This is a genomic window from Nocardioides sp. CFH 31398 (genome assembly GCF_022436705.1).
GTDB lineage: Bacteria > Actinomycetota > Actinomycetes > Propionibacteriales > Nocardioidaceae > Nocardioides.
Window position 1 is genome coordinate 248076 of record NZ_JAKUHT010000001.1, and the last position, 24411, is coordinate 272486.

Annotated in this window: 25 protein-coding genes; 18 read left to right on the forward strand and 7 right to left on the reverse strand. The window is 75.0% G+C overall.

What is annotated here, in order from left to right:
- Positions 1-33: 33 nt before the first annotated feature.
- Positions 34-828, reverse strand: a complete 795-nt coding sequence (locus MJ876_RS01225; protein WP_240234224.1) for a sigma-70 family RNA polymerase sigma factor — start codon at positions 826-828, stop codon at positions 34-36.
- A 137-nt stretch (positions 829-965) separates the two neighbouring features.
- Positions 966-1862, reverse strand: a complete 897-nt coding sequence (locus MJ876_RS01230) for an HAD family phosphatase (RefSeq protein WP_240234225.1) — start codon at positions 1860-1862, stop codon at positions 966-968.
- 61 nt (positions 1863-1923) lie between these two features.
- Between MJ876_RS01230 and MJ876_RS01235 the strand changes: the two genes are divergently transcribed.
- The 6 genes from MJ876_RS01235 to hemB all read left to right on the forward strand — a co-directional run bounded on the left by MJ876_RS01235 (position 1924) and on the right by hemB (position 8181).
- Positions 1924-2205 (forward strand): glutaredoxin family protein, encoded by a 282-nt coding sequence (locus MJ876_RS01235; protein WP_240234226.1) that lies wholly within the window; start codon positions 1924-1926, stop codon positions 2203-2205.
- 245 nt (positions 2206-2450) lie between these two features.
- Positions 2451-3167, forward strand: a complete 717-nt coding sequence (locus MJ876_RS01240; protein WP_240234227.1) for a redox-sensing transcriptional repressor Rex — start codon at positions 2451-2453, stop codon at positions 3165-3167.
- The gene (locus MJ876_RS01245) at positions 3164-4471 is read left to right on the forward strand and encodes a glutamyl-tRNA reductase (protein WP_240234228.1); all 1308 of its coding nucleotides are present in this window, start codon (positions 3164-3166) and stop codon (positions 4469-4471) included. The genes MJ876_RS01240 and MJ876_RS01245 overlap by 4 nt, the downstream gene beginning before the upstream one ends.
- On the forward strand, positions 4468-5460 hold the full coding sequence (gene hemC, locus MJ876_RS01250; protein WP_240234229.1) for a hydroxymethylbilane synthase: 993 nt from the start codon (positions 4468-4470) through the stop codon (positions 5458-5460). The genes MJ876_RS01245 and hemC overlap by 4 nt, the downstream gene beginning before the upstream one ends.
- Entirely contained in the window at positions 5457-7172 is a 1716-nt protein-coding gene (locus MJ876_RS01255) for a uroporphyrinogen-III synthase (protein ID WP_240234230.1), read from the forward strand. Before hemC ends, MJ876_RS01255 begins: the two co-directional genes overlap by 4 nt.
- Positions 7162-8181 (forward strand): porphobilinogen synthase, encoded by a 1020-nt coding sequence (gene hemB / locus MJ876_RS01260; RefSeq protein WP_240234231.1) that lies wholly within the window; start codon positions 7162-7164, stop codon positions 8179-8181. The genes MJ876_RS01255 and hemB overlap by 11 nt, the downstream gene beginning before the upstream one ends.
- A 407-nt stretch (positions 8182-8588) precedes the next feature.
- Here hemB and MJ876_RS01265 read toward each other — a convergent pair whose 3' ends face one another.
- The gene (locus MJ876_RS01265) at positions 8589-9788 is read right to left on the reverse strand and encodes a lytic murein transglycosylase (protein WP_240234232.1); all 1200 of its coding nucleotides are present in this window, start codon (positions 9786-9788) and stop codon (positions 8589-8591) included.
- A gap of 365 nt (positions 9789-10153) precedes the next feature.
- On the opposite strand from MJ876_RS01265, the gene hemL reads away from it, so the two are divergent.
- The 6 genes from hemL to ccsB are packed head-to-tail and all read left to right on the forward strand — an operon-like array spanning position 10154 to position 16234.
- A complete protein-coding gene (hemL, locus tag MJ876_RS01270; protein WP_240234233.1) occupies positions 10154-11473 on the forward strand; it encodes a glutamate-1-semialdehyde 2,1-aminomutase in 1320 nt (439 codons plus the stop codon).
- Positions 11470-12174 (forward strand): histidine phosphatase family protein, encoded by a 705-nt coding sequence (locus MJ876_RS01275; protein ID WP_240234234.1) that lies wholly within the window; start codon positions 11470-11472, stop codon positions 12172-12174. Before hemL ends, MJ876_RS01275 begins: the two co-directional genes overlap by 4 nt.
- Before the next feature lie 2 nt (positions 12175-12176).
- Positions 12177-12812 carry a TlpA disulfide reductase family protein gene (locus MJ876_RS01280; RefSeq protein ID WP_240234235.1) on the forward strand — a complete coding sequence of 212 codons (636 nt, stop codon included), beginning with the start codon at positions 12177-12179 and terminating at the stop codon, positions 12810-12812.
- A complete protein-coding gene (locus tag MJ876_RS01285; protein ID WP_240234236.1) occupies positions 12805-13566 on the forward strand; it encodes a cytochrome c biogenesis CcdA family protein in 762 nt (253 codons plus the stop codon). Before MJ876_RS01280 ends, MJ876_RS01285 begins: the two co-directional genes overlap by 8 nt.
- Complete coding sequence (locus MJ876_RS01290; protein ID WP_240234237.1) at positions 13563-15197, forward strand: cytochrome c biogenesis protein ResB; 1635 nt, start codon at positions 13563-13565, stop codon at positions 15195-15197. The genes MJ876_RS01285 and MJ876_RS01290 overlap by 4 nt, the downstream gene beginning before the upstream one ends.
- Complete coding sequence (gene ccsB / locus MJ876_RS01295) at positions 15194-16234, forward strand: c-type cytochrome biogenesis protein CcsB (protein WP_240234238.1); 1041 nt, start codon at positions 15194-15196, stop codon at positions 16232-16234. The genes MJ876_RS01290 and ccsB overlap by 4 nt, the downstream gene beginning before the upstream one ends.
- Positions 16235-16660: 426 nt before the next feature.
- On the opposite strand, the gene MJ876_RS01300 is transcribed toward ccsB, so the two are convergent.
- Positions 16661-16993, reverse strand: a complete 333-nt coding sequence (locus MJ876_RS01300; protein ID WP_240234239.1) for a hypothetical protein — start codon at positions 16991-16993, stop codon at positions 16661-16663.
- A gap of 61 nt (positions 16994-17054) precedes the next feature.
- On the opposite strand from MJ876_RS01300, the gene MJ876_RS01305 reads away from it, so the two are divergent.
- The 3 genes from MJ876_RS01305 to MJ876_RS01315 are packed head-to-tail and all read left to right on the forward strand — an operon-like array spanning position 17055 to position 19002.
- Entirely contained in the window at positions 17055-17321 is a 267-nt protein-coding gene (locus tag MJ876_RS01305) for a DUF4229 domain-containing protein (RefSeq protein WP_240234240.1), read from the forward strand.
- Between the two features lie 38 nt (positions 17322-17359).
- A complete protein-coding gene (locus MJ876_RS01310; protein WP_240234241.1) occupies positions 17360-18418 on the forward strand; it encodes a PLP-dependent cysteine synthase family protein in 1059 nt (352 codons plus the stop codon).
- A gap of 11 nt (positions 18419-18429) precedes the next feature.
- Positions 18430-19002: a putative glycolipid-binding domain-containing protein gene (locus tag MJ876_RS01315; protein ID WP_240234242.1), complete on the forward strand. Its 573-nt coding sequence runs from the start codon at positions 18430-18432 to the stop codon at positions 19000-19002.
- Between the two features lie 22 nt (positions 19003-19024).
- Here the strand turns inward: MJ876_RS01315 and MJ876_RS21400 are convergent, their stop codons facing one another.
- Both MJ876_RS21400 and MJ876_RS01320 read right to left on the reverse strand, forming a co-directional pair.
- On the reverse strand, positions 19025-19156 hold the full coding sequence (locus MJ876_RS21400) for a hypothetical protein (RefSeq protein WP_275694169.1): 132 nt from the start codon (positions 19154-19156) through the stop codon (positions 19025-19027).
- 9 nt (positions 19157-19165) lie between these two features.
- The gene (locus MJ876_RS01320) at positions 19166-20053 is read right to left on the reverse strand and encodes a 1,4-dihydroxy-2-naphthoate polyprenyltransferase (protein WP_240234243.1); all 888 of its coding nucleotides are present in this window, start codon (positions 20051-20053) and stop codon (positions 19166-19168) included.
- Positions 20054-20094: 41 nt separating this feature from the next.
- Between MJ876_RS01320 and MJ876_RS01325 the strand changes: the two genes are divergently transcribed.
- Genes MJ876_RS01325 through menD form a run of 3 tightly spaced genes read left to right on the forward strand, consistent with a single transcriptional unit; the run spans position 20095 to position 23847 of the window.
- Positions 20095-21222, forward strand: coding sequence for an AMP-binding protein (locus MJ876_RS01325; RefSeq protein WP_240234244.1), 1128 nt, complete (start codon positions 20095-20097; stop codon positions 21220-21222).
- A 4-nt stretch (positions 21223-21226) separates the two neighbouring features.
- Positions 21227-22213, forward strand: a complete 987-nt coding sequence (locus MJ876_RS01330; protein ID WP_308192545.1) for an o-succinylbenzoate synthase — start codon at positions 21227-21229, stop codon at positions 22211-22213.
- The gene (gene menD / locus MJ876_RS01335; protein ID WP_240234245.1) at positions 22210-23847 is read left to right on the forward strand and encodes a 2-succinyl-5-enolpyruvyl-6-hydroxy-3-cyclohexene-1-carboxylic-acid synthase; all 1638 of its coding nucleotides are present in this window, start codon (positions 22210-22212) and stop codon (positions 23845-23847) included. The genes MJ876_RS01330 and menD overlap by 4 nt, the downstream gene beginning before the upstream one ends.
- On the opposite strand, the gene MJ876_RS01340 is transcribed toward menD, so the two are convergent.
- Positions 23819-24307: a GNAT family N-acetyltransferase gene (locus MJ876_RS01340; protein WP_240234246.1), complete on the reverse strand. Its 489-nt coding sequence runs from the start codon at positions 24305-24307 to the stop codon at positions 23819-23821. The genes menD and MJ876_RS01340 overlap by 29 nt on opposite strands.
- Between the last annotated feature and the right edge of the window lie 104 nt (positions 24308-24411).

A 24411-nucleotide genomic window follows, 5' to 3' on the forward strand; every position in this document is an offset into this window, starting at 1 on the left:
TCACAACGAGGCTCGCGGTCCTTCGGTTACGGGTCATCGGTCGCGGATCCCCTCGGGCACCAGCTTCGCCAGGTTGCGCACCCCGCGCAGCTGCAGCTGCTTCACCGCCCCGTCGCTGCGGCCGAGGACGGCGGCGGTCTCGGCGATGCTCAGACCCTGCAGGAAGCGCATGATCAGGCACTCCTGCTGCTCGGTCGGCAGCTGCGTCAGGGCCCGGAGCAGCATCTCGTTCGTGAGCTCGCCCATCACGGTCGACTCGACGGTCTCGACGGCGCCGTCGTGGGCCGACATGTCCTCCGTGGCCGACTCCAGCCGCGTCTTCCCCGCCTTGAAGTGGTCGGTCGTCAGGTTGCGGGCGATGGTCATGAGCCAGGCGCCGAAGTCACGGCCCTGCCACCGGAAACCGTCCATGTTGCGCAGGGCGCGGAAGAACGTGTCCGCGGCCAGGTCCTCGGCCAGGGAGACCGAGCGGGTGCGGTAGTAGAGGAAGCGGTACACGGACGGGTGGTAGTGGTCGTAGAGCTCGCCGAACGCGTCCCGGTCGCCGCCCCGCGCCAGCTCGACGAGGGCGATGAGGCGGGTGCGCTCCTCCTCGGTGTCCTCCGACGACACGGCGAGGTCGTGGTCGTCGGGCGCGCCGGCGCCGCCGGGGACGACGGCCTGCTCCGAGAGCAGCATCCCGTCCACCATCGCGTGACCCGACGCGCCGGCGAGGCCGGGGGAGGGGACCACGGCGGCCGCCTGGGGCACCGCGCACGCGGACAGCACGCGCAGCACCGCCTCGCGCAGCGCTGCCAGCCCGTCCGGTCCCGCCCGACCGTCCGTCATCGGTGACGTCCTCCCCCTGCCCGTCCTCGGGGCAACTCCCTACGGTAAGGGGGTTCGGGCCCCCTGTGAAGTCGGAGAACCGTCGTGCACCGCCCGGCGCACCCGGTGCGCGGTCGGCGCCCCAGCCCCTCAGGGCGTCAGGAGGTACGGCGCCGGGCGGCCAGGGCGCCCGCGGTCAGGGCCACCGCCCCGCCGGCGACCGCCGTGGCCGCGCCGAGCCGCGCGGCCCGTCGTCCGACCCGGTAGTCGCGGACCGGCCAGCCCTGCTCCTCGGCGTGGCGGCGCAGCCGGCGGTCGGGGTTCACCGCGCACGGGTGCCCCACCAGGCCGAGCAGCGGCAGGTCGTTGGAGGAGTCGGAGTACGCCGAGCACCGCGACACGTCGAGCCCCTCCGCCTCGGCGAGGTCACGGACCGCGACGGCCTTCGCCTCGCCGTGCAGGAGGTCGCCGACGAGGCGGCCGGTGTAGACGCCGTCCACGTGCTCGGCGACGGTGCCCATCGCTCCCGTGAGGCCGAGCCGTCGCGCGATCACCTCCGCGATCTCGATGGGGGCGGCGGTCACCAGCCACACGCGCTCGCCGCGGTCCAGGTGCAGCTGGGCGAGCGCCCGCGTGCCGGGCCAGATCCGGTAGGCCATGCCCTCGTCGAAGACCTCGTCGGCCAGCGACTGCAGCTCGGTGACCTCGTGCCCGGCGATCACCGACAGGGCCGCCGTGCGGGCGTCGGCGACGTGGCCGGCGTTCTCGGCGCCGGCGACGCGGAACCAGACCTGCTTGCCGAGGGCGCCGGCCATCTCGCGCGGCCCGAAGAAGCCGCGCTGGTACATGCCGCGGGCCAGGTGGTAGATGCTCGCGCCCTGCACGATCGTGTTGTCGACGTCGAAGAACGCGGCCGCGGTCGGGTCGTCCGCCACGGTGAGCTCCCGCTCGACCTCCGCGCTGGCGGCCTGGGCCTCGCCCGCGAGCGCCGAGCGGACCCGCAGGTCGGGGGCGCGCACGACACGGCGCTGCGGGCCGGGCTGCCGCGGTGTCACGTTGCGATCCTAGCCACCCCGGCCCCCGTCACCGGCCGGGCGACCGGCCTACGATCGGAGGGTGTCCGGCGCGACGGGGAAGGCGAGCGACGAGGCCCGTGTGACGTTCGTGACGCGGGAGGGCTGCCACCTGTGCGAGGAGGCCCGTGCGGTGGTCGCGGCCGTCTGCGCCGAGGTGGGCGAGCGCTTCGTCGAGGTCGACGTCGACGACGACCCCGCCCTGCTCGCGCGGTACGACGAGCAGGTCCCGGTGACCTTCGTGGACGGGCGGCAGCACGACTTCTGGCGGGTCGACGCGGGTCGGCTCCGCCGGGCGCTGACCGAGGGCGGCCGGGTCGGCTGACGCCGCCGGCGGGTGCCCGTGCGCGACGTGCCCTCGCCCTGCCCGTGCCGGGCCTCGCCGGGTGTGGTAGCGCCCGTTCGCGCCGTTTTGTCCTCGCGTTCACGAACTCCTACGCTTGCGGAGCCGCGCGGTTGGGGGAAGTGACTGGACGCGACCTCCCGGACGTCGAACCGGGTGCGCGCGGCGGGAGACGAGAACACGTGACGCAACGGCGCGCACCGCGGGGCGAGACGCCTGCCGGCGGGGTGGCACCCACCCTGGACGGGGCAGCCGCACCCGTCGACAAGGGGCTCCCCGAGGCGACCCTCTCGCGTCTCCCCGTCTACCTGCGGGCGCTGACCGCCCTCGCCGACGCCGGCACCGCCACCTGCTCCAGCGACGCCCTCGCCACGGCGTCCGGGGTGACCGGCGCGAAGGTGCGCAAGGACCTCAGCCACCTCGGCTCCTACGGCACCCGGGGCGTCGGCTACGACGTGTCGTACCTGCGCCACCAGATCGCGCGCGAGATCGGGCTGACCCAGGACTGGGCCGTCGTCGTCGCCGGCATCGGCAACCTGGGCCACGCGCTCGCCAACTACTCCGGCTTCCGCAGCCGCGGCTTCCGGGTCGTCGCGCTGCTGGACGCCGACCCGCAGCGGCACGGCGAGGAGATCGGGGGCCTGCGGGTGCGGCCCTTCGACGACCTCGAGCGGGTGGTCGCCGAGCACGGCGTCAGCATCGCCGTCGTCGCGACCCCCGCCGCCGCCGCCCAGGAGGTGGCCGACCGGATGGTCGCCGCCGGCATCACCAGCATCCTCAACTTCGCGCCCGCCGTCCTCGCCGTCCCCGACGGCGTCGACGTCCGCAAGGTCGACCTGTCCACCGAGCTGCAGATCCTCGCCTACCACGAGCAGCGGAAGGCGCCGTCCTCGCGCGCCGGCGCGCCCGTGGGTACCGGGGGTCGCGGAGAGGAGTCCGCATGAGCGTCCTGGTGGTGGGGGTCTCCCACAAGTCGGCGCCGGTCTCGCTGCTCGAGCGTCTCGCGCTCGACCACGACGGGGCCGTGAAGCTCGTCGACGACGTGATGGGGTGCGACCACGTCACGGAGGCGACGGTGATCGCCACGTGCAACCGCATCGAGGTCTACGCCGACGTCGACCGGTTCCACGGCAGCGTCGAGGACATCTCGCGGCTGCTGACCCGCGGGGCGGACGAGGTGCCCGAGTCGCTCGTGGAGCACCTCTACGTGCACTACGAGGACGCCGCGGTCTCCCACCTCTTCCAGGTCGCCAGCGGCCTGGAGTCGATGGTCGTCGGGGAGAGCCAGATCCTCGGCCAGACCCGTGAGGCGCTGCGGTCGGGCCAGGAGGCCGGGACCGTCGGACCCTCGCTCAACGCCCTGTTCCAGCAGGCGCTGCGGGTCGGGAAGCGCGCGCACGCCGAGACCGACGTCGACCGCGCCGCACCCTCGCTGGTCACGGCCGCCCTGAGCCGCGCCGAGGCCGCGATCGGCCCGGTCACCGGTCAGCGGGTCGCCATCCTCGGCGCCGGCGCGATGGCGGCCCTGGCCGCCTCCACGCTGGCTGCCGCCGGGGCCGGCGACGTCGCCGTGGTCAACCGCTCCAGCGCCTCCGCCGAGCGCCTCGCCCGCACGTACGGCGCCCGCGCCGTCGACATGTCCGGCCTGGCCGAGGAGGTCGGCCGCGCCGACCTCGTCGTCTCCTGCACCGGCGCCACCGGCACGGTCCTGGACGCCGCGGTGCTGCGCGAGGCCCGCGAGGCCGCCGGCACCGCGCAGCGCCCCCTCGCGGTCGTCGACCTCGCGCTGCCGCGCGACGTCGAGGCGGGCGTCGAGGACCTCCCGCACGTCACCCTCGTCGACCTCGCCCTGCTCGCCGCCGAGCTGCGCGGGTCCGACGCCGGGCGCGGCGTGGCCGAGGTGCGCGAGATCGTCGCCGAGGAGCTCGCGGTCTTCCTCGCCACCCGCCGCCAGGCCAGCGTCACCCCGACCGTGGTCGCGCTGCGCTCGATGGCCACCGCCGTCGTGGACGCGGAGATGGCGCGCCTCGTCGCCCGCGTGCCCGACCTCGACCCCGCCACGCACGACGAGGTGCTGCACACGGTGCGCCGCGTCGTCGACAAGCTGCTGCACCAGCCGACCGTCCGGGTCAAGGAGCTGGCCGGCGAGACCGGTGCGGTGTCGTACGCCGCCGCGCTCGCCGAGCTCTTCTCCCTGCACCCCGACGCCGTCGAGGCCGTCACGCGTCCGGAAGGGATGGGCACGTGACGACCACGTCCACCGGCGCCACCGGCACACGGACGCTGCGGGTCGGCACCCGCGCCTCGCGCCTGGCCACCACCCAGTCCCAGCACGTCGCCGACCTGGTCACCGAGCGGCTCGGCCTGCCCACCGAGCTCGTGGAGGTCACCACCGAGGGCGACGTCAACCGCGCCCCGCTGGCCACCATCGGCGGCGCCGGGGTCTTCGTCGGCGCCCTGCGCGCCGCGCTCCTCGAGGGGCGCGTCGACGTCGCCGTCCACTCGCTGAAGGACCTGCCCACCGCGCCCGAGCCGGGGGTGGCCCTGGCCGCCGTCCCGCCGCGCGAGGACGCCCGCGACGCCGTGGTCGCCCGCGACGGGCTCACGCTGGGCGAGCTGCCCGCCGGCAGCCGCGTCGGCACGGGCTCGCCGCGGCGCGCCGCGCAGCTCGGCGCCCTCGGGCTCGGCCTCGAGGTCGTCGCCATCCGCGGCAACGTCGACACCCGCCTCGGCAAGGTCACCTCGGGCGAGCTCGACGCCGTCGTCCTGGCCCGGGCGGGCCTCGCCCGCATCGGTCGCGCCGACGAGGTCACCGAGGTGCTCGACCCGCTCCAGATGCTCCCGGCCCCCGGCCAGGGCGCCCTCGCGGTCGAGTGCCGGGCGGACGACGTCCACGAGGGGGAGCACCTCTCGGCGCTCCTCGCAAGTTTGCAGGATCCGGTGGCACGCGCCACCGTAGACGCCGAGCGGGCCGTGCTCGCCGCCCTCGAGGCGGGGTGCTCGGCCCCGGTCGGCGCTCTGGCCGACGTCGTGGAGGGCGAGGACGGCGAGGAGCTGTACCTGCGGGCCGTCGCCCTCTCGGGGGACGGAGCGGTGGAGATCCGCCGCTCGGCCGTGGGGGACCCCGCCGACGCCGCCGGTCTCGGCCGACGCCTCGCCGACGAGATGCTCGCCGACGGAGCAGCAGAACTGATGCAGGACCACGTGTCACCTGACAACGGAGAGCAGCGCGCATGACCACTGTGACCACCGCAGCCACTGCTGACCTCGGGGCCACCGCCCCCGCCGCCACCCCGCGTGGCGCCGCGGGCGCGACCAGGTCGGCCGGATCGACCGCCCCCGCCAGCCGCGGGCGCGTCTCCTTCGTCGGTGCGGGCCCCGGCGACCCGGGCCTGCTCACCGTCCGTGCCGTGCAGCTGCTCCGCGACGCCGACGTCGTCGTCACCGAGGTCGCCGAGCACGAGGCGATGGTCCGCGAGCTGCTGACCGACGTCGCGGAGGACGCCCTGCCCGAGCTGCTCGACGGCGGCTTCGGCGAGGACGGCCAGCCCCTGACCCACGCCGCCCGCGGCAAGGTCGTCGTCAAGGCCGCCAAGGGCGGCCGTCGCGTCGTCCGCCTCATGGCCGGCGACCCCTTCCTCTACGCCTCGGGCCCCGAGGAGGCGCAGGCCTGCGTGAAGGCCGGCCTCGGCCTCGAGATCGTCCCCGGCGTCTCGTCGGTCTCCGCGGTCCCGGCGTACGCCGGCATCCCGCTGACCACGAAGACCCACCGCGAGGTCGCCGTCGTCACCTGCGGCGAGTCGCGCATCGACTGGGCGCGCTACGCCGACGACCGGACGCTGGTGCTGCTGTCGGCCGTCGGCTCGATCGGCGAGGTCGCCGACGCGCTCGTGGCCGCCGGCCGCCCGGCCGACACCCCGGTCGCGATGACGCGGGTCGGCACCACCACCGAGCAGGACACCCTGGTCAGCACCCTCGAGCACGTGGCCGCCGACGTCCGCGCGGCCCGCGTCGAGCCCCCGGCCGTCACCGTCGTCGGCGACGTCGTCGACCTGCGCCAGACCCTGTCGTGGTTCGAGACCAAGCCGCTGTTCGGGTGGCGCGTCCTGTTGCCCCGCACCAAGGACCAGGCCGGCCCGCTGGTCGCCCGCCTGCGCGGCTACGGCGCCGTGCCCGAGGAGGTCCCCACGATCTCCGTCGAGCCGCCGCGCAACCCGCAGCAGATGGACAAGGCCGTCCGCGGCCTCGTCGAGGGTCGCTACGAGTGGATCGCCTTCACCTCGGTCAACGCCGTGAAGGCCGTCCGGGAGAAGTTCGAGGAGTACGGCCTCGACGCCCGCGCGTTCTCCGGCCTGAAGATCGCCGCGGTCGGCGACAAGACCGCCGACGCGATCGCCGCGTGGGGCCTGCGCCCCGACCTGCTGCCCTCGGGCGAGCAGTCCGCGGCCGGCCTGCTGGCCGACTGGCCGCCGTACGACGACGTGCTGGACCCCATCAACCGCGTCTTCCTGCCCCGCGCCGACATCGCGACGGAGACCCTCCTCGCGGGCCTCGTCGAGCTGGGCTGGGAGTGCGACGACGTCACGGCGTACCGCACCGTGCGTGCGGCCCCGCCGCCGGCGCCGACGCGGGACGCGATCAAGTCCGGCAAGTTCGACGCGGTCGTGTTCACGTCGTCCTCGACGGTGCGCAACCTCGTCGGCATCGCGGGCAAGCCGCACCCGTCGACGATCATCGCCGCGATCGGCCCGGCCACCGCGAAGACCGCGGAGGAGCACGGCCTGCGGGTCGACGTCCTGGCCGCCGCGCCGTCCGGGGACGAGCTCGCCGACGCCCTCGCCGACTTCGGGGCGGTCCGCCGCGCCGAGCTCCTCGAGTCCGGCCAGCCGGTGACCAAGCCGTCCGAGCGCCGTCCGGCCGCGCGTCGCAAGGCCACGAGTGGGTCCTGAGCCCGTGTCGTCGGGGTCCGCTCCGTCACAGCCGCTGCGGCCGGTGATCCGGCCGCGGCGGCTGCGTCGTACGGCGGCCACGCGTCGACTGGTCGCGGAGACCTCGCTGGAGGCTCGGCAGCTGGTGCTGCCGGTCTTCGTCAACGAGGTGCTCGACGAGCCACGCCCCATCTCCTCGATGCCCGGCGTGGTCCAGCACTCGCGCGACTCGCTGCGCGCCGCGGCCGCCGAGGCCGCGCAGCTCGGTCTCGGCGGGATCATGCTGTTCGGCCTGCCCCGCACCAAGGACGCCGCCGGCTCCGCCGCCCTCGACCCCGAGGGCGTGCTCTCCGTGGCCGTGCGCGACGTGGTCGCCGAGGTCGGCGACGCGCTGCCCGTGATGGCCGACCTGTGCCTCGACGAGTTCACCGACCACGGCCACTGCGGCGTCCTCGACGCGGCCGGTGGGGTCGACAACGACGCCACACTGGCGTCGTACGTCGAGATGGCGCGGGTGCTCGCCGACGCCGGGGTCGACTGGGTCGGCCCCAGCGGGATGATGGACGGGCAGGTCGCCGCGATCCGCGACGGCCTCGACGACGCGGGGCACACCGACGTCGCGATCATGGCCTACTCCGCGAAGTACGCCTCCGCCTTCTTCGGCCCCTTCCGCGAGGCCGTGGACTCCTCGCTGACCGGCGACCGCCGCACCTACCAGCAGGACCCCGCCAACGGCCTCGAGGGCGTCCGCGAGGCCCTGCTGGACGTCGAGGAGGGCGCGGACGTCGTCATGGTCAAGCCGGCCCTGGCCTACCTCGACGTGCTGCGGCGCGTGCGCGACGCCGTCGACGTCCCCGTGGCGGCGTACAACATCTCGGGGGAGTACTCGATGCTCGAGGCCGCCGCCGCCCACGGCTGGATCGACCGCGAGCCCGCCATCCTCGAGACCCTCACCTCGATCCGCCGCGCCGGCGCGGACGTCGTGCTGACGTACTGGGCCGCCGAGGCCGCCCGCCTCCTCGCCCGCTAGGACGCCGAGTCGGCACGTCTGCGCAGCTGTACGGGGTCGAGTCGGCACGTCTGCGCACCTGGGGGACGTCGAGTCGGCACGTCTGCGCAGCTCGGAGCGTCGAGTCGGGGCCGGTGCTGCTCCGTGACGACATGACCGTCGGTGGGTCCAGCCGGAGGCGAGAGCCATCGTTCGTCGCCACACCCGTACGTGCGCAGACGTGCCGACTCGAGCCGTCTGGGGTGCGCAGACGTGCCGACTCGAGCCGTCTGGGGTGCGCAGACGTGCCGACTCGAGCCGTCTGGGGTGCGCAGACGTGCCGACTCGAGCCTCCTGGGCTGCGCAGACGTGCCGACTCGGCCGGGACGACGAACGCCGCGCCCCCCGGGACGGGGAGCGCGGCGTCCGGTGCTGGCCTGTGCGGTGCGTCAGCCCTGCTCGCGGGCGATGCAGGCGTTGAGGTCGCGGTTGTTCTGCGCGGCGTCCGGGTTGAGGATGCCGGCGACCAGGTCGAGCGGCCGCAGGCCCAGGATGTCCAGGCAGAGCAGGCGGGCCTCGGCGTAGGTCAGGAGGTCCTCCACCGGCTTCGTGGGGTTCCGGACCGGCGGCTGGGGCTCGGGCTCCTCCGTCGGGGGCTCGGTCGGCGGGGGCGTGGTGCCGCCGTCGTCCCCGCCGTCGCCCTCGTCGTCACCGCCACCGGGGTTCTCCGGCGTCCCCGGACCCTCGGTGCCCGGGTCGGTCGGCTCCACGGAGCCGCCGTCGCCCTCGTCACCGGGGGACGTCGGGCCGCCGGGCGGGGTCGTGCCGGGCGCGGTCGGGCCGTCGGCCTGCGGGGCGTCCTCGTCGGGGGTGAAGGTGTTGCCGGAGGCGGTGGCCGTCGGCACCGAGGAGTAGTCACCCTCGGAGTAGGCCTCCATGATCGACAGCACGAGGTCGACGTACTCGTCGGAGTTGTTGTAGCGGTAGACCGCCGCGCGCTGGCCCTGGGTGGTCGACAGGTCCTCGTTGCCGGAGCAGAGGTAGACCGCGCTCGCCAGGGCGGCGTCGTTGATGTTCTGCGGGTCGCGCTGGCCGTCGCCGTCGGCGTCCACGCCCACCACCGACCAGGTGGAGGGGATGAACTGCATCGGGCCGACCGCGCGGTCGAACTTCCGGTCGCCGTCGAGCTGGCCGGCGTCGGTGTCGGCGATGCGGGCCGTGCTGTTCGTGCCGTCGAGGGCGATGCCGATGATGCCGGGCTTCGCGACGCCCGCGGAGTTCAGCACGTTGCCGTCGTAGCGGCCGTGGTCCGACTCCACGCGGCCGATCGCGGCCACGAGCTGCCAGGAGATGTTGCAGCCGGCGTCGGCACGGTTGATGACCGTCTCGGCACGCTGGTACGCCGCGAGGGCGGCGGCCGGGATGCCGTTCGTGGAGGCGGTGCGCACCGCGGCGGCGCTGCGGCCCGAGGGGACACCCGGGGCGACCGCGCCGCGGCGCGACATGCTCGCCGGGGCCTCGATGGCCTCCGTGGGCACCTCGGTGCCGTCCGGGAGCTGGCCCTGGACCTCGTCGGCCACCTCCGCCAGCTGCGTGGTCGGCGTGGCCAGTCCTGCGGTCCACGCGGCGGACAGCAGGGCGAGCGGCACCAGAGTGAGGGCGCGCTGCGACCTACCGAACCGTCGTTGCGACATCCGTGTTCTCCCCATCCCCCGCGGGCTCTCCCGTGAGCCTGCGACTCGCTGTCATGCCGGTGGTGACCCGAGATGCCGCACCGGTGTGATAACTCCAACGAAGTGTGCCACCTCCCGTTACGCACGAACCAGCGAACCGGGAGATGACCTCGCGGGGGCCATCACGTGAGCATCCTCACAAGTGAACGACTGTACCGCTCCGAGGGCCCCGGCCGCACCCCCCGTCGGCCATCCGAGGTGCGCTGACCTGCGCGGAAGTCCCGGCCCACCCCGTCGGCCCCTCCTGGAGCGGCCCTTGGTCGCTCGGCGATGATGGGGCCATGGTCGAGGCCCGTACGACGTCCTCGCGCGCTCTGTTCGAGCGCGCCCTCGCCGTGACCCCCGGCGGCGTCAACTCGCCGGTGCGTGCGTTCAACGGCGTCGGCGGGACACCGCGCTTCATCGCGTCCGCGCAGGGGGCATGGCTGACCGACGCGGACGGCACCCGGTACGTCGACCTGATCGGGTCCTGGGGCCCCATGCTCCTGGGCCACGCGCACCCGGAGGTCGTCGCCGCGGTGACCGCGGCCGCCGCCCGCGGCACGTCGTACGGCACCCCGACGGTCCCCGAGCTCGAGCTCGCCGAGGAGATCGTCGCCCGGACGCCGATCGAGCGTGTCCGCCTCGTCTCCTCCGGCACCGAGGCCACCATGTCGGCCATCCGGCTGGCGCGCGGCTTCACCGGCCGCGACGTCGTCGTGAAGTTCGCGGGCTGCTACCACGGCCACGTCGACGCGCTCCTCGCCGCGGCCGGCTCCGGCGTCGCCACGTTCGCACGCTCCGGCTCCTCGGGGGTCCCCGAGTCCGCGACCGGCGAGACGATCGTGCTGCCCTACAACGACCGCGCCGCCGTCGAGGCCGCCTTCGCCGAGCACGGCGACCGCATCGCGTGCCTGGTGACGGAGGCGGCCGCCGGCAACATGGGCGTCGTCCCGCCCGAGCCCGGCTTCAACCGGTTCCTGTCCGAGACCTGCGCCGCGCACGGCGCCCTCTTCGTCACCGACGAGGTGATGACGGGCTTCCGCGCCTCGGCCCAAGGCTACTGGGGGATCGACGGTGCGGTCGAGGGCTGGCGCCCCGACCTCATGACCTTCGGCAAGGTGATGGGCGGCGGCTTCCCCGCCGCGGCCTTCGGTGGGCGCGCCGACGTCATGGGCTCGCTCAGCCCCGACGGGCCCGTCTACCAGGCCGGGACGTTGTCGGGGAACCCCGTCGCGACCACCGCCGGGCTGACCACGCTGCGCCTCGCGACCCCCGCGGTCTACGAGCACCTCACGAAGGCCGGCGAGGTCGTGAAGCGCGCCGCGTCCGAGGCCCTCACCGAGGCGGGCGTGCCCCACCAGGTGCAGTCCGCCGGCACCATGTTCTCCGTCTTCTTCCGCTCCGGTCGGGTCACCGACTTCGAGGGCGCCTCCGGCCAGGACCTCACGGCGTACGCCGCGTTCTTCCACGCCATGCTGGACGCCGGCGTGCACCTGCCGCCCTCGGCGTACGAGGCGTGGTTCCTCTCCGCCGCCCACGACGACGAGGCCGTCGGCCGGATCGTCGAGGCACTGCCCGCGGCCGCCCGGGCCGCCGCCGCGGCCCAGGGGGCCGCATGAGCGCGGGCACCGCGGCGCCGTCCGCCGACCGCACGGTGGTCCACCTGCTGCGGCACGGCGAGGTCCACAACCCCGACGGCATCCTCTACGGCCGGCTGCCGGGCTACCGCCTGTCCGCCCGCGGTCGCGCCATGGCGGAGCGGATCGCGACCTCGCTGGCCGACCGCGACATCGTGCACCTGCGGGTCTCGCCGCTGGAGCGCGCCCGCGAGACCGTCGCCCCGCTCGCCGCCACGCTCGGGATCACCCCGGAGATCGACGACCGCGTCATCGAGTCGTCGTCCAAGTTCGAGGGCACGCGGTTCGCGATCAACGACGGCGGCGCGCTGGGCCGCCCGTTGGCCTGGCGCCACCTGCGCAACCCCGTCCGCCCGTCCTGGGGCGAGCCGTACGGCCAGATCGCGGCCCGCATGCTGGCCGGCGCGGCGGCCGCCCGCGACGCCGCCCGGGGCCACGAGGCCGTCGTGGTGTCCCACCAGCTGCCCATCTGGACCACCCGGCTGCGCGTCGAGGGCAAGAGCGTCTTCCTCCACGACCCGCGCCGGCGCCAGTGCACGCTGTGCTCGCTCACCTCGCTGCACTACGAGGGCGACCGCCTGGTCCGTCTCACCTACTCCGAGCCCGCCGGCGACATGATCCCGGCGCGCGACAAGAAGTCGCCGTTCAGCTCCGGCGGACGGCACGAGGAGCCTGTGCCCTGACGATGCCCGCCTCCGCCCGCCCAGCATCCCGCCCCCGACTGCTCGCCGTCCTGGGGGTGCTGGCCGCACTCCTGCTGAGCGGGTGCACCGAGCTGGAGGGCACCGGCGACAAGGGCTACATCACCGGCGACGGCCGGGTGCAGGAGGTCGCCCCCGACGACCGTGGGGCGCCCGTCGACCTGACCGGGGAGTCCCTCACCGGCGAGCCCCTCGACCTCGCGGACCTGCGGGGCGGTGTCGCGGTCGTGAACGTCTGGTACTCCACCTGCCCCCCGTGCCGCGCCGAGCAGCCGGAGCTGACGTCCGCCGCGAACGCCGCCGAGGGGACGGCCGAGTTCGTCGGCCTCAACATCCGCGAGTACGACACCTCGATGGGCCTCGCCTACAACCGCACCTTCGACGTGCCCTACCCGTCGTTCTTCTCGCCCGACGGCCAGGACCTGCTGGCGTTCAGCGGCACGCTGTCCCCGCAGTCGATCCCCAGCACGGTCGTGCTGGACGCCGAGGGCCGGGTCGCGGCCAGCATCATCGGGCCCCTGCCCTCCGAGCAGACCCTTCTCACCCTCATCGACGACGTCGCCTCCGAGACGGGCGGCGGCCAGGACGGCACCCGGGACGGGGACGTGCGGCGTGGGTGAGTGGTTCGAGCAGACGACGGCGTCGGGGTCCCTGGCCCTGGCGCTGCCGGTCGCGCTGCTGGCCGGGCTGGTCTCCTTCTTCTCGCCCTGCGTCATCCCGCTGCTGCCCGGCTACCTGTCGTACGCCACCGGTCTGTCCGGTGCGGACCTCGCCTCGGGGGAGGCCGCCCAGCGCCGCGGTCGCATGCTGGCGGGCTCCCTGCTCTTCGTGCTGGGCTTCTCCACCGTCTTCGTCCTCATCGGCACGGCCTCCGGCGCGCTCGGCGAGGCCCTGGTGGTCTACCGGCGCGAGCTGACCGTGGGTCTCGGGATCCTGTCGATCGTGCTCGGCCTCGCCTTCGCCGGGTTCATCCCGTTCCTCCAGCGCGACGCCCGCGTGCACGCCGTCCCGCGCGTCGGCCTGGCCGCCGCGCCGTTCCTCGGCTTCCTGTTCGGGCTCGGCTGGACGCCGTGCATCGGGCCCACCCTCGGGATGATCTCGACCCTGGCCATCAACGAGGGCACCGCCGGCCGCGGTGCCGTGCTCTCGGCGGTCTACGCGCTCGGCATCGGGTTGCCGTTCGTCGTCGCCGCGCTGGCCTACCGCCGCTTCCTCGGCGCCGTCTCCTTCATCCGTCGCCACCAGGTCTGGGTGATGCGTCTCGGCGGCGCGATGATGGTGCTCACCGGGCTGGCGCTGCTGACCGGGTGGTGGGACGTCGCCGTCGCCTGGGTGCAGATCCACCTCGTCTCCGGGTTCGAGGTGGCCGTGTGAGCACCGACGTCCGCCCCGAGGGCCACGTCGCCTCGTCGTCCCCGGTCGAGCCCGAGGCGCCGCGGCGCCCCGGTGACCTGACCTTCCGCGAGTCCCTGCGCTGGCTGTGGCGGCAGGTGACGTCCATGCGGACGGCGCTGGTCCTGCTGCTGATGCTCGCCCTGGCCGCGGTGCCGGGATCGGTGGTGCCGCAGTCCGACGTCGACGCCCTCGAGGTGACGCGCTGGCAGGAGGCGAACCCGCGGCTGACGCCGATCTACGAGTGGCTCGGCCTGTTCAGCGTCTACGACTCGGTGTGGTTCTCGGCCATCTACATCCTGCTGATGGTCTCGCTGGTGGGCTGCATCCTCCCGCGGACGTTCGTCTACCTCCGCGCGCTCCGCTCGCGCCCGGCCCGGGCGCCGCGCTACCTCACCCGGCTGCCCGACTCCACGTCGTGGACCACCGACGAGGACGTCGAGACCGTCCTGGCCCGGGCGCGGGAGGTGCTGCGGAAGCGCCGCTACCGCGTCGACGCGACCGACGAGACCGTCGCCTCCGAGCGCGGCTACCTGCGCGAGGCGGGCAACCTCGTGTTCCACGTCTCGGTGCTGGTGGTGCTCGCCGGGGTGGCCTGGGGCGGGCTGTTCGGGTACCAGGGAGGGGTGATCGTGCTGCAGGGCGGAGGGTTCTCCAACAACCTCACCCAGTACGACGACTTCGCGCCCGGCGACCTGTTCGACCCCTCCGAGATGGAGCCGTTCTCCTTCGACGTCACCGACTTCGACATCGACTGGCTCACCGACGGCCCCCGGGCGGGCATGGCGCAGAAGTTCGTGTCGCACCTCGACTACCGCGAGACCCCCGACAGCCCGGTGCAGAGCTACGACCTGCGGGTCAACCACCCGCTGACCATCGGCGACACCGATGTGTTCCTCATCGGGCACGGCTACGCCCCGGTCATCACCGTCCGGGACGCCGAGGGCAACGTCGTCTCCTCCGGTCCCAAGCCGTTCCTGCCGTCCGACCCGTCGTTCCGGTCGTTCGGGGTCGTCGCCGCGCCCGACGCCCAGCCGCAGCAGATCGGGCTGGAGGGCGAGTTCTACCCGACGTACGCCTTCACGCCGGACCGCGGACCGTTCTCCGCGTTCGGCGACGCGGTCAACCCGGCGATCGTGATGCAGGCCTACGTCGGCGACCTCGGCCTCGACGACGGCGTGGGCCAGTCGGTGTACGTCCTCGACAAGGACGACGCCGAGCTGGTCGAGAACCCCGACGGCTCCCTCTTCCGCATCGAGCTGGCCCCCGGGCAGAGCGTCGAGCTGCCCAACGGCGCCGGGAGCGTCAGCTTCGACGGCGTCCAGCGCTGGAACCGCATCCAGATCAGCCAGACGCCGGGCAAGGGCCTCGCGCTGACCGGGGTGATACTGGCCCTGGTGGGTCTGCTGGGCTCGCTGTTCATCCGGCCGCGCCGGGTGTGGGTCCGGGCCCGCGAGCGCGGCGGGTCGACGTACGTCGAGGTGGCGGCGCTGGACCGCTCCGGCGGCCAGGAGATCACCGAGGAGCTCGACCGGGTGGTCGCCGCGATGCGCGGCACGGACCCGGACACCGCGCCGGACACCGATCCGGAGACGAAGGGGAGCAAGCCATGAGCAACGCCGCGTGGGAGAGCCTGAGCAACCAGGCGGTGGCGGCCGCCGGTGTCGTCTACTTCCTGGCCCTGCTGGCGCACCTCGTCGAGTGGTCGGCGCTGCGGCGGCTGCCGGTCGCGAAGGCGGAGCGCCAGCCGGTCGGGGCGGGCGCCCCGGTGCCCGCCGACGACACCACGACGACGGGCGACCTCGAGTCCGCCCACCACCGGTCGGCGATGTTCGGCCGTCTCGGCCTCCTCCTCACCGTCCTGGCCTGCGCGATCCACTTCGTGGCGCTGCTCGGCCGCGGTCTCGCGGCGGACCCGGTGCGGGTCCCCTGGGGCAACATGTACGAGTTCACGCTCTCGGGCACGTTCTTCGTGACGCTGATCTTCCTCGTCGTCCGGCAGCGCCTGCGTCTCGCCTGGATGGCCCCGATCGTGGTCGGCACCGTCCTGACGCTGCTGATGATCGACGTGATCTGGCTGCACGAGGAGGTCGCCCCGCTCACCGAGGCGCTCTACTCGCCGTGGCTGGTCATCCACGTCGTCTCCGCGGTCATCGCGACCGCGGCGTTCACCCTCGGCGGCCTGCTGTCGGTGCTCTACCTGCTCAAGGAGCGGCAGCTCGCCCGGGGCGGCGGCACCACCGGCTACCTCGCGCGCGTGCCCGAGCCCGCCGCCCTCGACCGGACGGCGTACCGCCTGCACGCCTTCGCCTTCCCGGTGTGGACCTTCGCCGTCCTCATCACCGGCCCGATCTGGGCGCACGAGGCGTGGAGCCGCTACTGGAACTGGGACCCCAAGGAGGTGTGGGCCTTCATCACCTGGGTGGTGTACGCCGCCTACCTCCACGCCCGCGCCACGGCCGGGTGGAAGGGTCGCAACGCGGCCTACCTGGCGCTGCTCGGCACGGCGACCCTGTGGTTCAACTTCATCGGGATCAACTTCTTCTCGACCACCAGCCAGCACTCCTACGCCGACGCCCCGCCAGCCGTCGTCCGGACGGTCGACCCCGGCGCCGCCGACGCCGCGCACGACCCGCTCGTCGGGGTCTAGGGCAGCGGGACGCCCCCGGGGTTTGTCTTGGCCTCGGGGTCTCTTGCGACCCGGGGGCCGCGGGTTTCACCAGCCGGCTAGTGAAACCCCGACCTGGCGGCCGAAACTTCGTGGGCCACGTCGGCGGATCACCAGCCGGCTGGTGAAACCCCGACTGGGCGGACGAACCCGCGACTGGGCAGACGAAACTTCGTGGGCCACGTCGGTGGATCACGGGTCGGCTGGTGAAACCCCGACTGGGCGGACGAACCCGCGACTGGGCGGACGAAGCTTCGTGGGCCACGTCGGTGGATCACGGGTCGGCTGGTGAAACCCCGACTGGGCGGACGAAGCTTCGTGGGCCAGGTCGGGGCATCACCAGCCGGCTGGTGAAACCCCCCAGGAGCACCACGACCACCACGCCAACCCAGGCGGGCGGGAAGAGGCTCAGGCCTCGCCGGTACGGCGCGCGTCGTCGTCCGGCTTGCGCTCGGGGTCGGCGTCGGGCTCGGACGCCGGGCCGGTGTCCTCGGCGTCGGCCGCCGGGGCGGGCGGGGTCGTCTCGGGCGGCGGGGTGGGGCCGGACGGCTTGCGGTGGCGCTTCTCGCGGTCCAGCTTCCACAGGAAGTCGGGGTCGTCGTCGGGCCCGAGGGGCCGCTTCGGCGGGGGCGGGACGGCGCCGCCGCCCCCTGCTCCGCCTGCTGCGCGCCGCTGACCCGCACGGATCAGCAGGTAGACCGCGAGGCCGACCAGGGCGACGACGAGCAGGAACTTCAGCACGCCTCAAGCGTAGGCACTGGGTGGTCACGCCGAGGGCGGAACCCGACCGTAGGCTCGGGGCATGAAGGAGTTCGCCGTCTACACCGGGCTGCGGATCGGGCTGTTCGCGGCGTCGTACGCCCTCGTCGGGGGGATCTGGCTGATCTTCACCCGCGACCGGCTGCCGCTGATCCTCCCGCTGCTGGCCGCGCTCGTCATCTCCGGCATCGCGTCGTACTTCCTGCTGGACCGCCAGCGCGACGCCCTCGCGCTGCGCATCCAGGGCGGTGCCGACAAGGCGAACCGCAAGCTCGAGGAGCGCCGCGCCCGCGAGGACGGCGGCCTCTGAGCGGCGGGGCCCCGGGCCGGGCGCAGGACCGGGCCTGGGTGCACGAGGCGGTCCGCCGCGTCGAGGCCGACGCGAACCGCTCGGCCGACACCCACCTGCACGTGCTGCCGCTGCCGCCGGCGGTCCGCGAGGCGGGCATCGACGTCTACCTCAAGGACGAGTCGGTCCACCCCACCGGCTCGCTCAAGCACCGGCTCGCCCGGTCCCTCGTGCTGCACGCGCTGGTCAACGGCTGGGTCGGGCCGACCACGACGCTGGTGGAGGCCTCGTCGGGGTCCACCGCGGTCTCCGAGGCCTACTTCGCGCGGCTGCTCGGCCTGGACTTCGTGGCCGTCATGCCGGCGACCACGTCGGCGGAGAAGATCGCGCTCATCGAGTTCGAGGGCGGACGCTGCCACCTGGTCGACGACCCGTCGTCGATCTACGAGACGTCCCGTCGGCTGGCCGCCGAGTGCGGAGGCCACTTCCTCGACCAGTTCACGTACGCCGAGCGGGCGACGGACTGGCGGGGCAACAACAACATCGCCGAGTCGATCTTCGACCAGATGGCGCTGGAGCGGCACCCCGTGCCCGCATGGGTCGTCGTGGGCGCCGGCACCGGGGGCACCTCGGCCACCATCGGGCGCTACGTGCGCTACCGCCGCCACGACACCCGCGTCTGCGTCGCCGACCCCGAGGGCTCCGCCTTCCACGCCGGCTGGCACGACGGCGACCCGTCCGCGACGGGCACGGGCTCCCGCATCGAGGGGATCGGCCGTCCGCGCGTCGAGCCGTCGTTCGTGCCCGGCGTGGTGGACGACGTCGTCCGGGTCCCGGACGCCGCCTCCGTCGCTGCCGCCCGGTGGTGCACCGACGTCCTCGGCCGCTCGGCCGGCGGCTCGACCGGGACGTCGCTGTGGGCCGTCCTGGGGCTCGTCGAGCAGATGCGCCGCGCAGGGGAGCGGGGCTCCGTGGTGACGTTGCTGTGCGACGGCGGGGAGCGGTACGCCGGCACCTACTACGACGACGCCTGGGTGGCCGCGCAGGGCCTCGACCTGGCGCCGTACGTCGGCGCGCTGGAGCGGTTCTCCGCGACGGGGGAGTGGCGGGTGCCCTAGCGTCGGGCCCCATGCGGTACGAGGCGCTCCCGTCCTCGGCGGCCTGGCGGCACCAGGGTGCCCGCGACGGCCACGAGGTGCTGGTCACCGACCCGACGGTGCGCGGACCTCGGCTGCGGGGCGTGACGACCGCCGTCGAGGACGGCGTGGGCTGGTCGGTGGGCTACGAGCTCGACGTCGCGGACGACTGGTCCGTGCGTCGGGCCGAGGTGCGGAGTCTGACCGCCGACGGCGAGGCCCGCCTGGTCCTGGAGCGGGACGCGGGCGGATGGTCGGTGGACGGGGTCCGGCGGCCCGACCTCGCCGGCCTCGTCGACGTCGACCTGGAGTCGTCGGCGGTGACCAACACGCTGCCCGTCCACCGGCTCGAGCCAGGCAGGGGCACTCCGACGCCGGCCCCCGCGCTCTTCGTGCGCGCGACGACCCTCGCGGTGGAGGTGCTCGAGCAGACCTACACCGCGCTCGACGACACCGGGCTCGCGTTCGCCTACGCCGCCCCGCGCTTCGGCGTCGCGTGCACGCTCACCTACGACCGGCACGGGCTGGTCGTCGACTACCCGGACCTGGCGACCCGGGTGCGGTGACGCCGGCCCGGCGAGAAGGACCTCAGCGGCGCTTGCGACGCTCCAGCTGGCCGCGGATGCGGCTCTCCGGCTGGCCCAGGACCTTCGAGAGCAGCTGCACCCGGAAGACGTAGGCGGCGACGAGCGCGGCGACGATGAGCAGGACCCAGAGCATGCTGTGAGTCTAGACCGCGGTGTCGAGCACCAGCCCGACGAAGAGACCCAGCCCGAGCAGCAGCTCGGAGATCCCCGTCCGCGCCAGGACGGCGATGAGCGCCGGTCCGGACGCGCCGGCCATGACGGTCCGGACGGCCGGGGCCGCGGGCAGCACGAACACCGACGCGAGCAGCGCGAACGGCGACGTCGTCGCGGCGAGCAACGCGACGGACACCGCCGCGACGGCCACCAGCGCGGCGTACAGCCGACGGGTCGCGGGGTCGCCGAGGCGGACGGCGAGCGTGCGCTTGCCGGCCACCGCGTCGGTGGGGATGTCGCGCAGGTTGTTGGCGACGAGGATCGCGCAGGCGAGCGCCCCGATGCCCACGGCGGCGAGGGTGGCGGCGACGAGGGCGTCGCCGTCGGTGGTCTGCACGAAGGTGGTGCCGACCACCGCCACCAGCCCGAAGAAGACGAAGACCATGACCTCGCCCAGACCGGCGTACCCGTACGGCCGCGACCCGCCCGTGTAGTACCAGGCCGCCAGCACGCACAGCGCCCCGACGGCCAGCAACCACCAGGCCGTGGTCGCGGCGAGCACGAGGCCCGCCGCGGCGGCGACGCCGAAGCAGGCGAACGCCGCACGCTTCACCGCGGCCGGCGAGGCGAGCCGGGAGCCGGTCAGCCGTAGCGGTCCGACGCGGTCGTCGTCGGTCCCGCGGATGCCGTCGGAGTAGTCGTTCGCGTAGTTCACGCCGACCTGCAGCGCCACGGAGACCACCAGGGCGAGCAGGGCCTTCCACCACACGGCGCCGCCGGCCCAGGCCGCGACGCCCGTCCCGGCGAGCACGGGCGCGAACGCCGCCGGCAGGGTGCGCGGTCGCGCCCCCTGCACCCACTGACCCGGTGTCGCCATGCGCGGATCCTGACAGGCGAGGTCCTCGGTAGCGTGAGCCGGTGCACTCCCTGCGGCCCGTCTCGGGTCCCACCGCCGAGGTCGTCGAGGCCCTCGCGTCCTGGTTGGCCGCCGACGGCGAGCCCGAGCCGCTCGTGGTGGAGACCTCCGGCTCCACCGGCCGGCCCAAGCGGGTGGTGCTGTCCCGCCGCGCCCTCGTCGCCTCCGCGGAGGCGACCGCGAAGCGGTTGGGGGTGCAGCGGCGGTGGCTGCTCGCGCTCCCGGTCTCGTACGTCGCGGGGCTCCAGGTCGCCGTCCGCTCGCTGCTGGCGGGGCACCGCCCGGTGCTCGGCGAGGACCACGAGACCTTCGACGAGGCCGTCGACGCGCTCGGCGACGGTGGGCTGTGCTCCTTGGTGCCGACCCAGCTCGCGCACCTGATGGACGACGAGGAGGACCTCGCGGCCCTGGCCCGCTTCCACACGGTGCTGCTCGGCGGCGGGCCGGTCGACACGGCCCTGCGGGCGCGGGCCGAGGCGAACGGGGTCCACGTCGTCGCGACGTACGGCGCGTCGGAGACCGCCGGCGGCTGCGTGTACGACGGCCGCCCGCTCGACGGCGTCCGGGTGCGGCTCGACGAGGCCCCCGGCGGGCGGGGCCGCATCCTGCTGGGTGGGCCGACGCTGGCGGACGGGTACCTCGGCGACGTGGAGCTGACCGCCGAGACCTTCGTCGACGGCTGGTACCGCACCTCCGACGCCGGCCGCTGGCTCGACGGTGCCGACGAGGGCCGGCTGCAGGTCATCGGCCGCCTCGACGACGTCGTCGTCTCCGGCGGCGTCAACGTGCCCGGCCCGGCCGTCGCCCAGCGCCTCCGCGCGCACCCCGGGGTGCGCGAGGCCGAGGTCGTGGGGGTCGACGACCCCGAGTGGGGCCGCCGGGTGGTGGCGGTCGTCGTCCCGGCCACGAGGCCGCCGCTGCGTCCGCCGACCCTGGACCAGCTGCGCGACTTCGTCGGCGCCACGCTGCCGCGCGCGTGGGCGCCCCGTGACGTCCGGTACGTCGAGGCGTTGCCCCTCCTGGGCAACGGCAAGGTCGACCGGCTGCGCCTGGCCACGCTGGCCGAGACCGGTCACGGCGGCGAGACCGGCGAGACCGACGAGACCGACGAGACCGACGAGGGGGAGTGAGCGCGTGAGGACCACGCTCCACCCCTGGAGCCTGCCGATGCGGCTGCGCTTCCGCGGCCTCACGGTCCGGGAGGGTGTCCTGCTGCGCGTCGACGGCCCGGAGGGGGAGACGGGCTGGGGCGAGTGGTCGCCCTTCGCCGAGTACGGCGCCGAGGAGGCCGCGGCGTGGCTGCGCTGCGCCCGGGAGGCCGCCGCCGGCGAGTGGCCCGCGCCCCTGCGCGAGTCGGTCCCCGTCAACGCCACCGTCCCCGCGATCGAGGCCGAGCGGGCCCGGGCGCTCGTCGCCGCCTCCGGCTGCCGGACCGCCAAGGTGAAGGTCGCCGAGCCCGGCCAGGACCTCGACGCCGACGCCGACCGCGTCGCCGCGGTCCGCGACGCGCTGGGCCCCGAAGGCCACGTCCGGATCGACGCCAACGGCGCCTGGAGCGTCGACGACGCCCGCGACGCCCTCGCCCGGCTGGACCGCGCCGCCGGCGGCCTCGAGTACGCCGAGCAGCCGTGCGCGACGGTCGAGGACCTGGCCGCGCTGCGCCGACGCACCTCCGTGCGGATCGCCGCCGACGAGTCCATCCGCCGGGCCGCCGACCCCTACCGCGTCCGCGACCTCGAGGCGGCCGACGTCGCCGTCCTCAAGGTCCAGCCGCTCGGCGGGGTCGCGGCCTGCCTGCGGGTCGCGGAGGACATCGGGCTGCCGGTCGTCGTGTCCAGCGCCGTGGAGTCCTCCATCGGCCTGGCGGCCGGCGTCGCCCTGGCGGCCGCGCTGCCGGAGCTCCCGCACGCCTGCGGGCTCGGCACGGCGACCCTCCTGGCCCGCGACCTGCTCGACCCCGCCCTCGTCCCGGTCGACGGGGCGCTGCGGGTCCTGCCGGCGCCCGCCCCGGGCGCCGCGGCGCTGGCGGCCGCGGAGGCGGACCCCGACCGCGCCACCTGGTGGCGCGCGCGGCACGACGAGGTGGCCGCCGTCCTCGACGGGCGGGCGCTGGTCCGATGACCGCCCGGGGCCCGTCGGAGCCCACGACCGCCACCGACCTCGCCCGGCAGGTCGTCGGCGCGCTGCTCGGCGCGGGCGTGCGTGAGGTCGTGCTGGCCCCCGGCTCGCGCAACGCCCCCCTCGCGTTCGCCGCCCACGACGCGGCGGCCGCGGGCGCGCTGCGGCTGCACACCCGCATCGACGAGCGGACCGCGGCGTTCCTCGCCCTCGGCCTGACCCGTCACGGCCGCCGCGCCGCCGTGGTCTGCACCTCCGGGACCGCCGCCGCCCACCTGCACCCGGCGGTCCTCGAGGCCTCCCACGCCGGGACGCCCCTCGTGGCCGTGACGGCCGACCGGCCGGCCGTCGTCCGCGGCACGGGCGCGAACCAGACCACCGACCAGGTCGACCTGTACGGCGACGCCGCCGACTCCCTCGACCTCGACCACGCCCCGCCGGGCCTCGTCGACCGCCTCCTCGACGCCGCGCACGTCGGGCGACCGGTGCACCTCAACGTGCAGCTCGCCCCGCCGCTGGTGCCGGCGGACACCTGGACCGACGTCCCCCTGCCCGCCCTGACCGACGAGGTGCCCCGTCGTCGTCGCGACCGCCCCCCGCCGGACGCCGTCCTGGGCATCGGGCCGCGCACCGTCGTCGTCGCCGGGGACGACGCCGGGCCGCCCGCCCGGCAGCTCGCGGAGCGGGCCGGGTGGCCGCTGCTCGCGGAGCCGAGCTCCGGCTCGCGGACCGGCGCCCACGCGCTGCGCTGCTACCGCCTGCTCCTCGCCGCCGGGTGGGCCGACACCGTCGAGCGGGTCGTCGTCGCCGGCCACCCCACCCTGTCGCGCCCCGTCACCGACCTGCTGACCCGCGACGGCGTCGAGGTCGTCTCCCTCCGCGCACGGGGCCGCTGGCCCGATCGTCCGTTCCCCGTCGACGCCGAGCACCGCACCCTCGACGTCGAGGGTCCCGACGACCCCGCCTGGCTCGACGCCTGGCGCGCCGCCGACGAGGCCACCGCGGCCGCCGTCGACGCCCGTGTCGCCGGCGAGCGGCTGAACCCCTGGCAGGTCGCCGGGGCGGTCGCCGCGGCGCTCCCGCCGGGCGGGCTGCTGGTCGTCGGCGCCTCCAACCCCGTCCGCGACCTCGACGTCATGGCCTCGGGCTGGGGCGTGGGGGAGCGCCGCATGGTCGTCGCCAACCGCGGCCTCGCCGGCATCGACGGCACCGTGTCCACGGCCCTCGGCGCCGCGCTGGCCCGCGACACCAGCACCCGGCGGCTCGCGCTGCTGGGCGACGTGACCTTCCTGCACGACGCCAACGGCCTCGTCCTCGGACCCGACGAGCCGCGCGCCGAACTGACCCTCGTCGTGGTCAACGACGACGGCGGCTCGATCTTCGCGACGCTCGAGCAGGGGGCCCCGACGTACGCCGCAGCGTTCGAGCGGCTCTTCGCCACCCCGCACGGCGTCGACCTGGGCTCCCTGTGCGCCGCCACCCGCACCCCCCACCGGCGGGTGACGACCCGCGCCGGGCTCGACGCCGCCCTCGCGACCCCGGCCCAGGGGATCGAGGTCGTCGAGGCCGTCGTCGGCCGCACCGACCGTCGTGAGGTCGACGCCGCGCTCAGGTCCCTCGCGGTCGGACCAGCCTGAGCTCCCAGGCGCCGAGCCCGTCGTACAGCTGACGGCCGCCGTCGGGTGCGAACCCGTGGCGGGCGTAGAACGCACGGGCCCGGTGGTTCTCCTCGCTGACCCACAGCATGCAGTCGGCGTCGGGCAGGACGGCGTGCAGCAGCCGCTCCCCGAGCCCGGTCCCGTGCTGCGAGCGCAGCGTGTAGAGCGCGTACAGCTCCTGCGGGGTCGGGGCGTCGTCCATCCGCGACGGCCCCGCGACCGCGAAGCCGACGAGGGTGCCGTCCGTGTCCTCGGCCAGGGTGTGCGGCGGCCCGTCGGCGAGCGCCCGCTCCCAGCGGCGGGTCCAGCCGGCGTGGTCGGCCAGCCTCGGCTCGAGCACCTCCGGGTCGGCGATGCCGCGGTAGGTCTCCGCCCAGCACCGCCGGTGCAGCGCGCCGCCCGCCGCCGCGTCGGCGGGCACGGCCTGTCTCAGGGTCACGGTCACCCCTCGATCCTGTCGCCCGGCGCCGCGGGACCGGGCACGGCACCCGATCGTGGCCGTTCCGTGACCCCGGTGGTGGAACCGGGCGCACCGGGCCCGCC

Bases quoted from the DNA above. Each gene is read 5' to 3' on its own strand.
- MJ876_RS01315 (WP_240234242.1), top strand. From the start codon at position 18,430: ATGCGGTACGAGGCGCTCCCGTCCTCGGCGGCCTGGCGGCACCAGGGT.
- ccsB (WP_240234238.1), top strand. From the start codon at position 15,194: ATGAGCAACGCCGCGTGGGAGAGCCTGAGCAACCAGGCGGTGGCGGCC.
- MJ876_RS01225 (WP_240234224.1), bottom strand. From the start codon at position 828: ATGACGGACGGTCGGGCGGGACCGGACGGGCTGGCAGCGCTGCGCGAG.
- menD (WP_240234245.1), top strand. From the start codon at position 22,210: ATGACCGCCCGGGGCCCGTCGGAGCCCACGACCGCCACCGACCTCGCC.
- MJ876_RS01245 (WP_240234228.1), top strand. From the start codon at position 3,164: ATGAGCGTCCTGGTGGTGGGGGTCTCCCACAAGTCGGCGCCGGTCTCG.
- MJ876_RS01280 (WP_240234235.1), top strand. From the start codon at position 12,177: ATGCCCGCCTCCGCCCGCCCAGCATCCCGCCCCCGACTGCTCGCCGTC.
- MJ876_RS21400 (WP_275694169.1), bottom strand. From the start codon at position 19,156: ATGCTCTGGGTCCTGCTCATCGTCGCCGCGCTCGTCGCCGCCTACGTC.
- MJ876_RS01255 (WP_240234230.1), top strand. From the start codon at position 5,457: ATGACCACTGTGACCACCGCAGCCACTGCTGACCTCGGGGCCACCGCC.
- MJ876_RS01320 (WP_240234243.1), bottom strand. From the start codon at position 20,053: ATGGCGACACCGGGTCAGTGGGTGCAGGGGGCGCGACCGCGCACCCTG.
- MJ876_RS01305 (WP_240234240.1), top strand. From the start codon at position 17,055: ATGAAGGAGTTCGCCGTCTACACCGGGCTGCGGATCGGGCTGTTCGCG.
- hemL (WP_240234233.1), top strand. From the start codon at position 10,154: ATGGTCGAGGCCCGTACGACGTCCTCGCGCGCTCTGTTCGAGCGCGCC.
- MJ876_RS01275 (WP_240234234.1), top strand. From the start codon at position 11,470: ATGAGCGCGGGCACCGCGGCGCCGTCCGCCGACCGCACGGTGGTCCAC.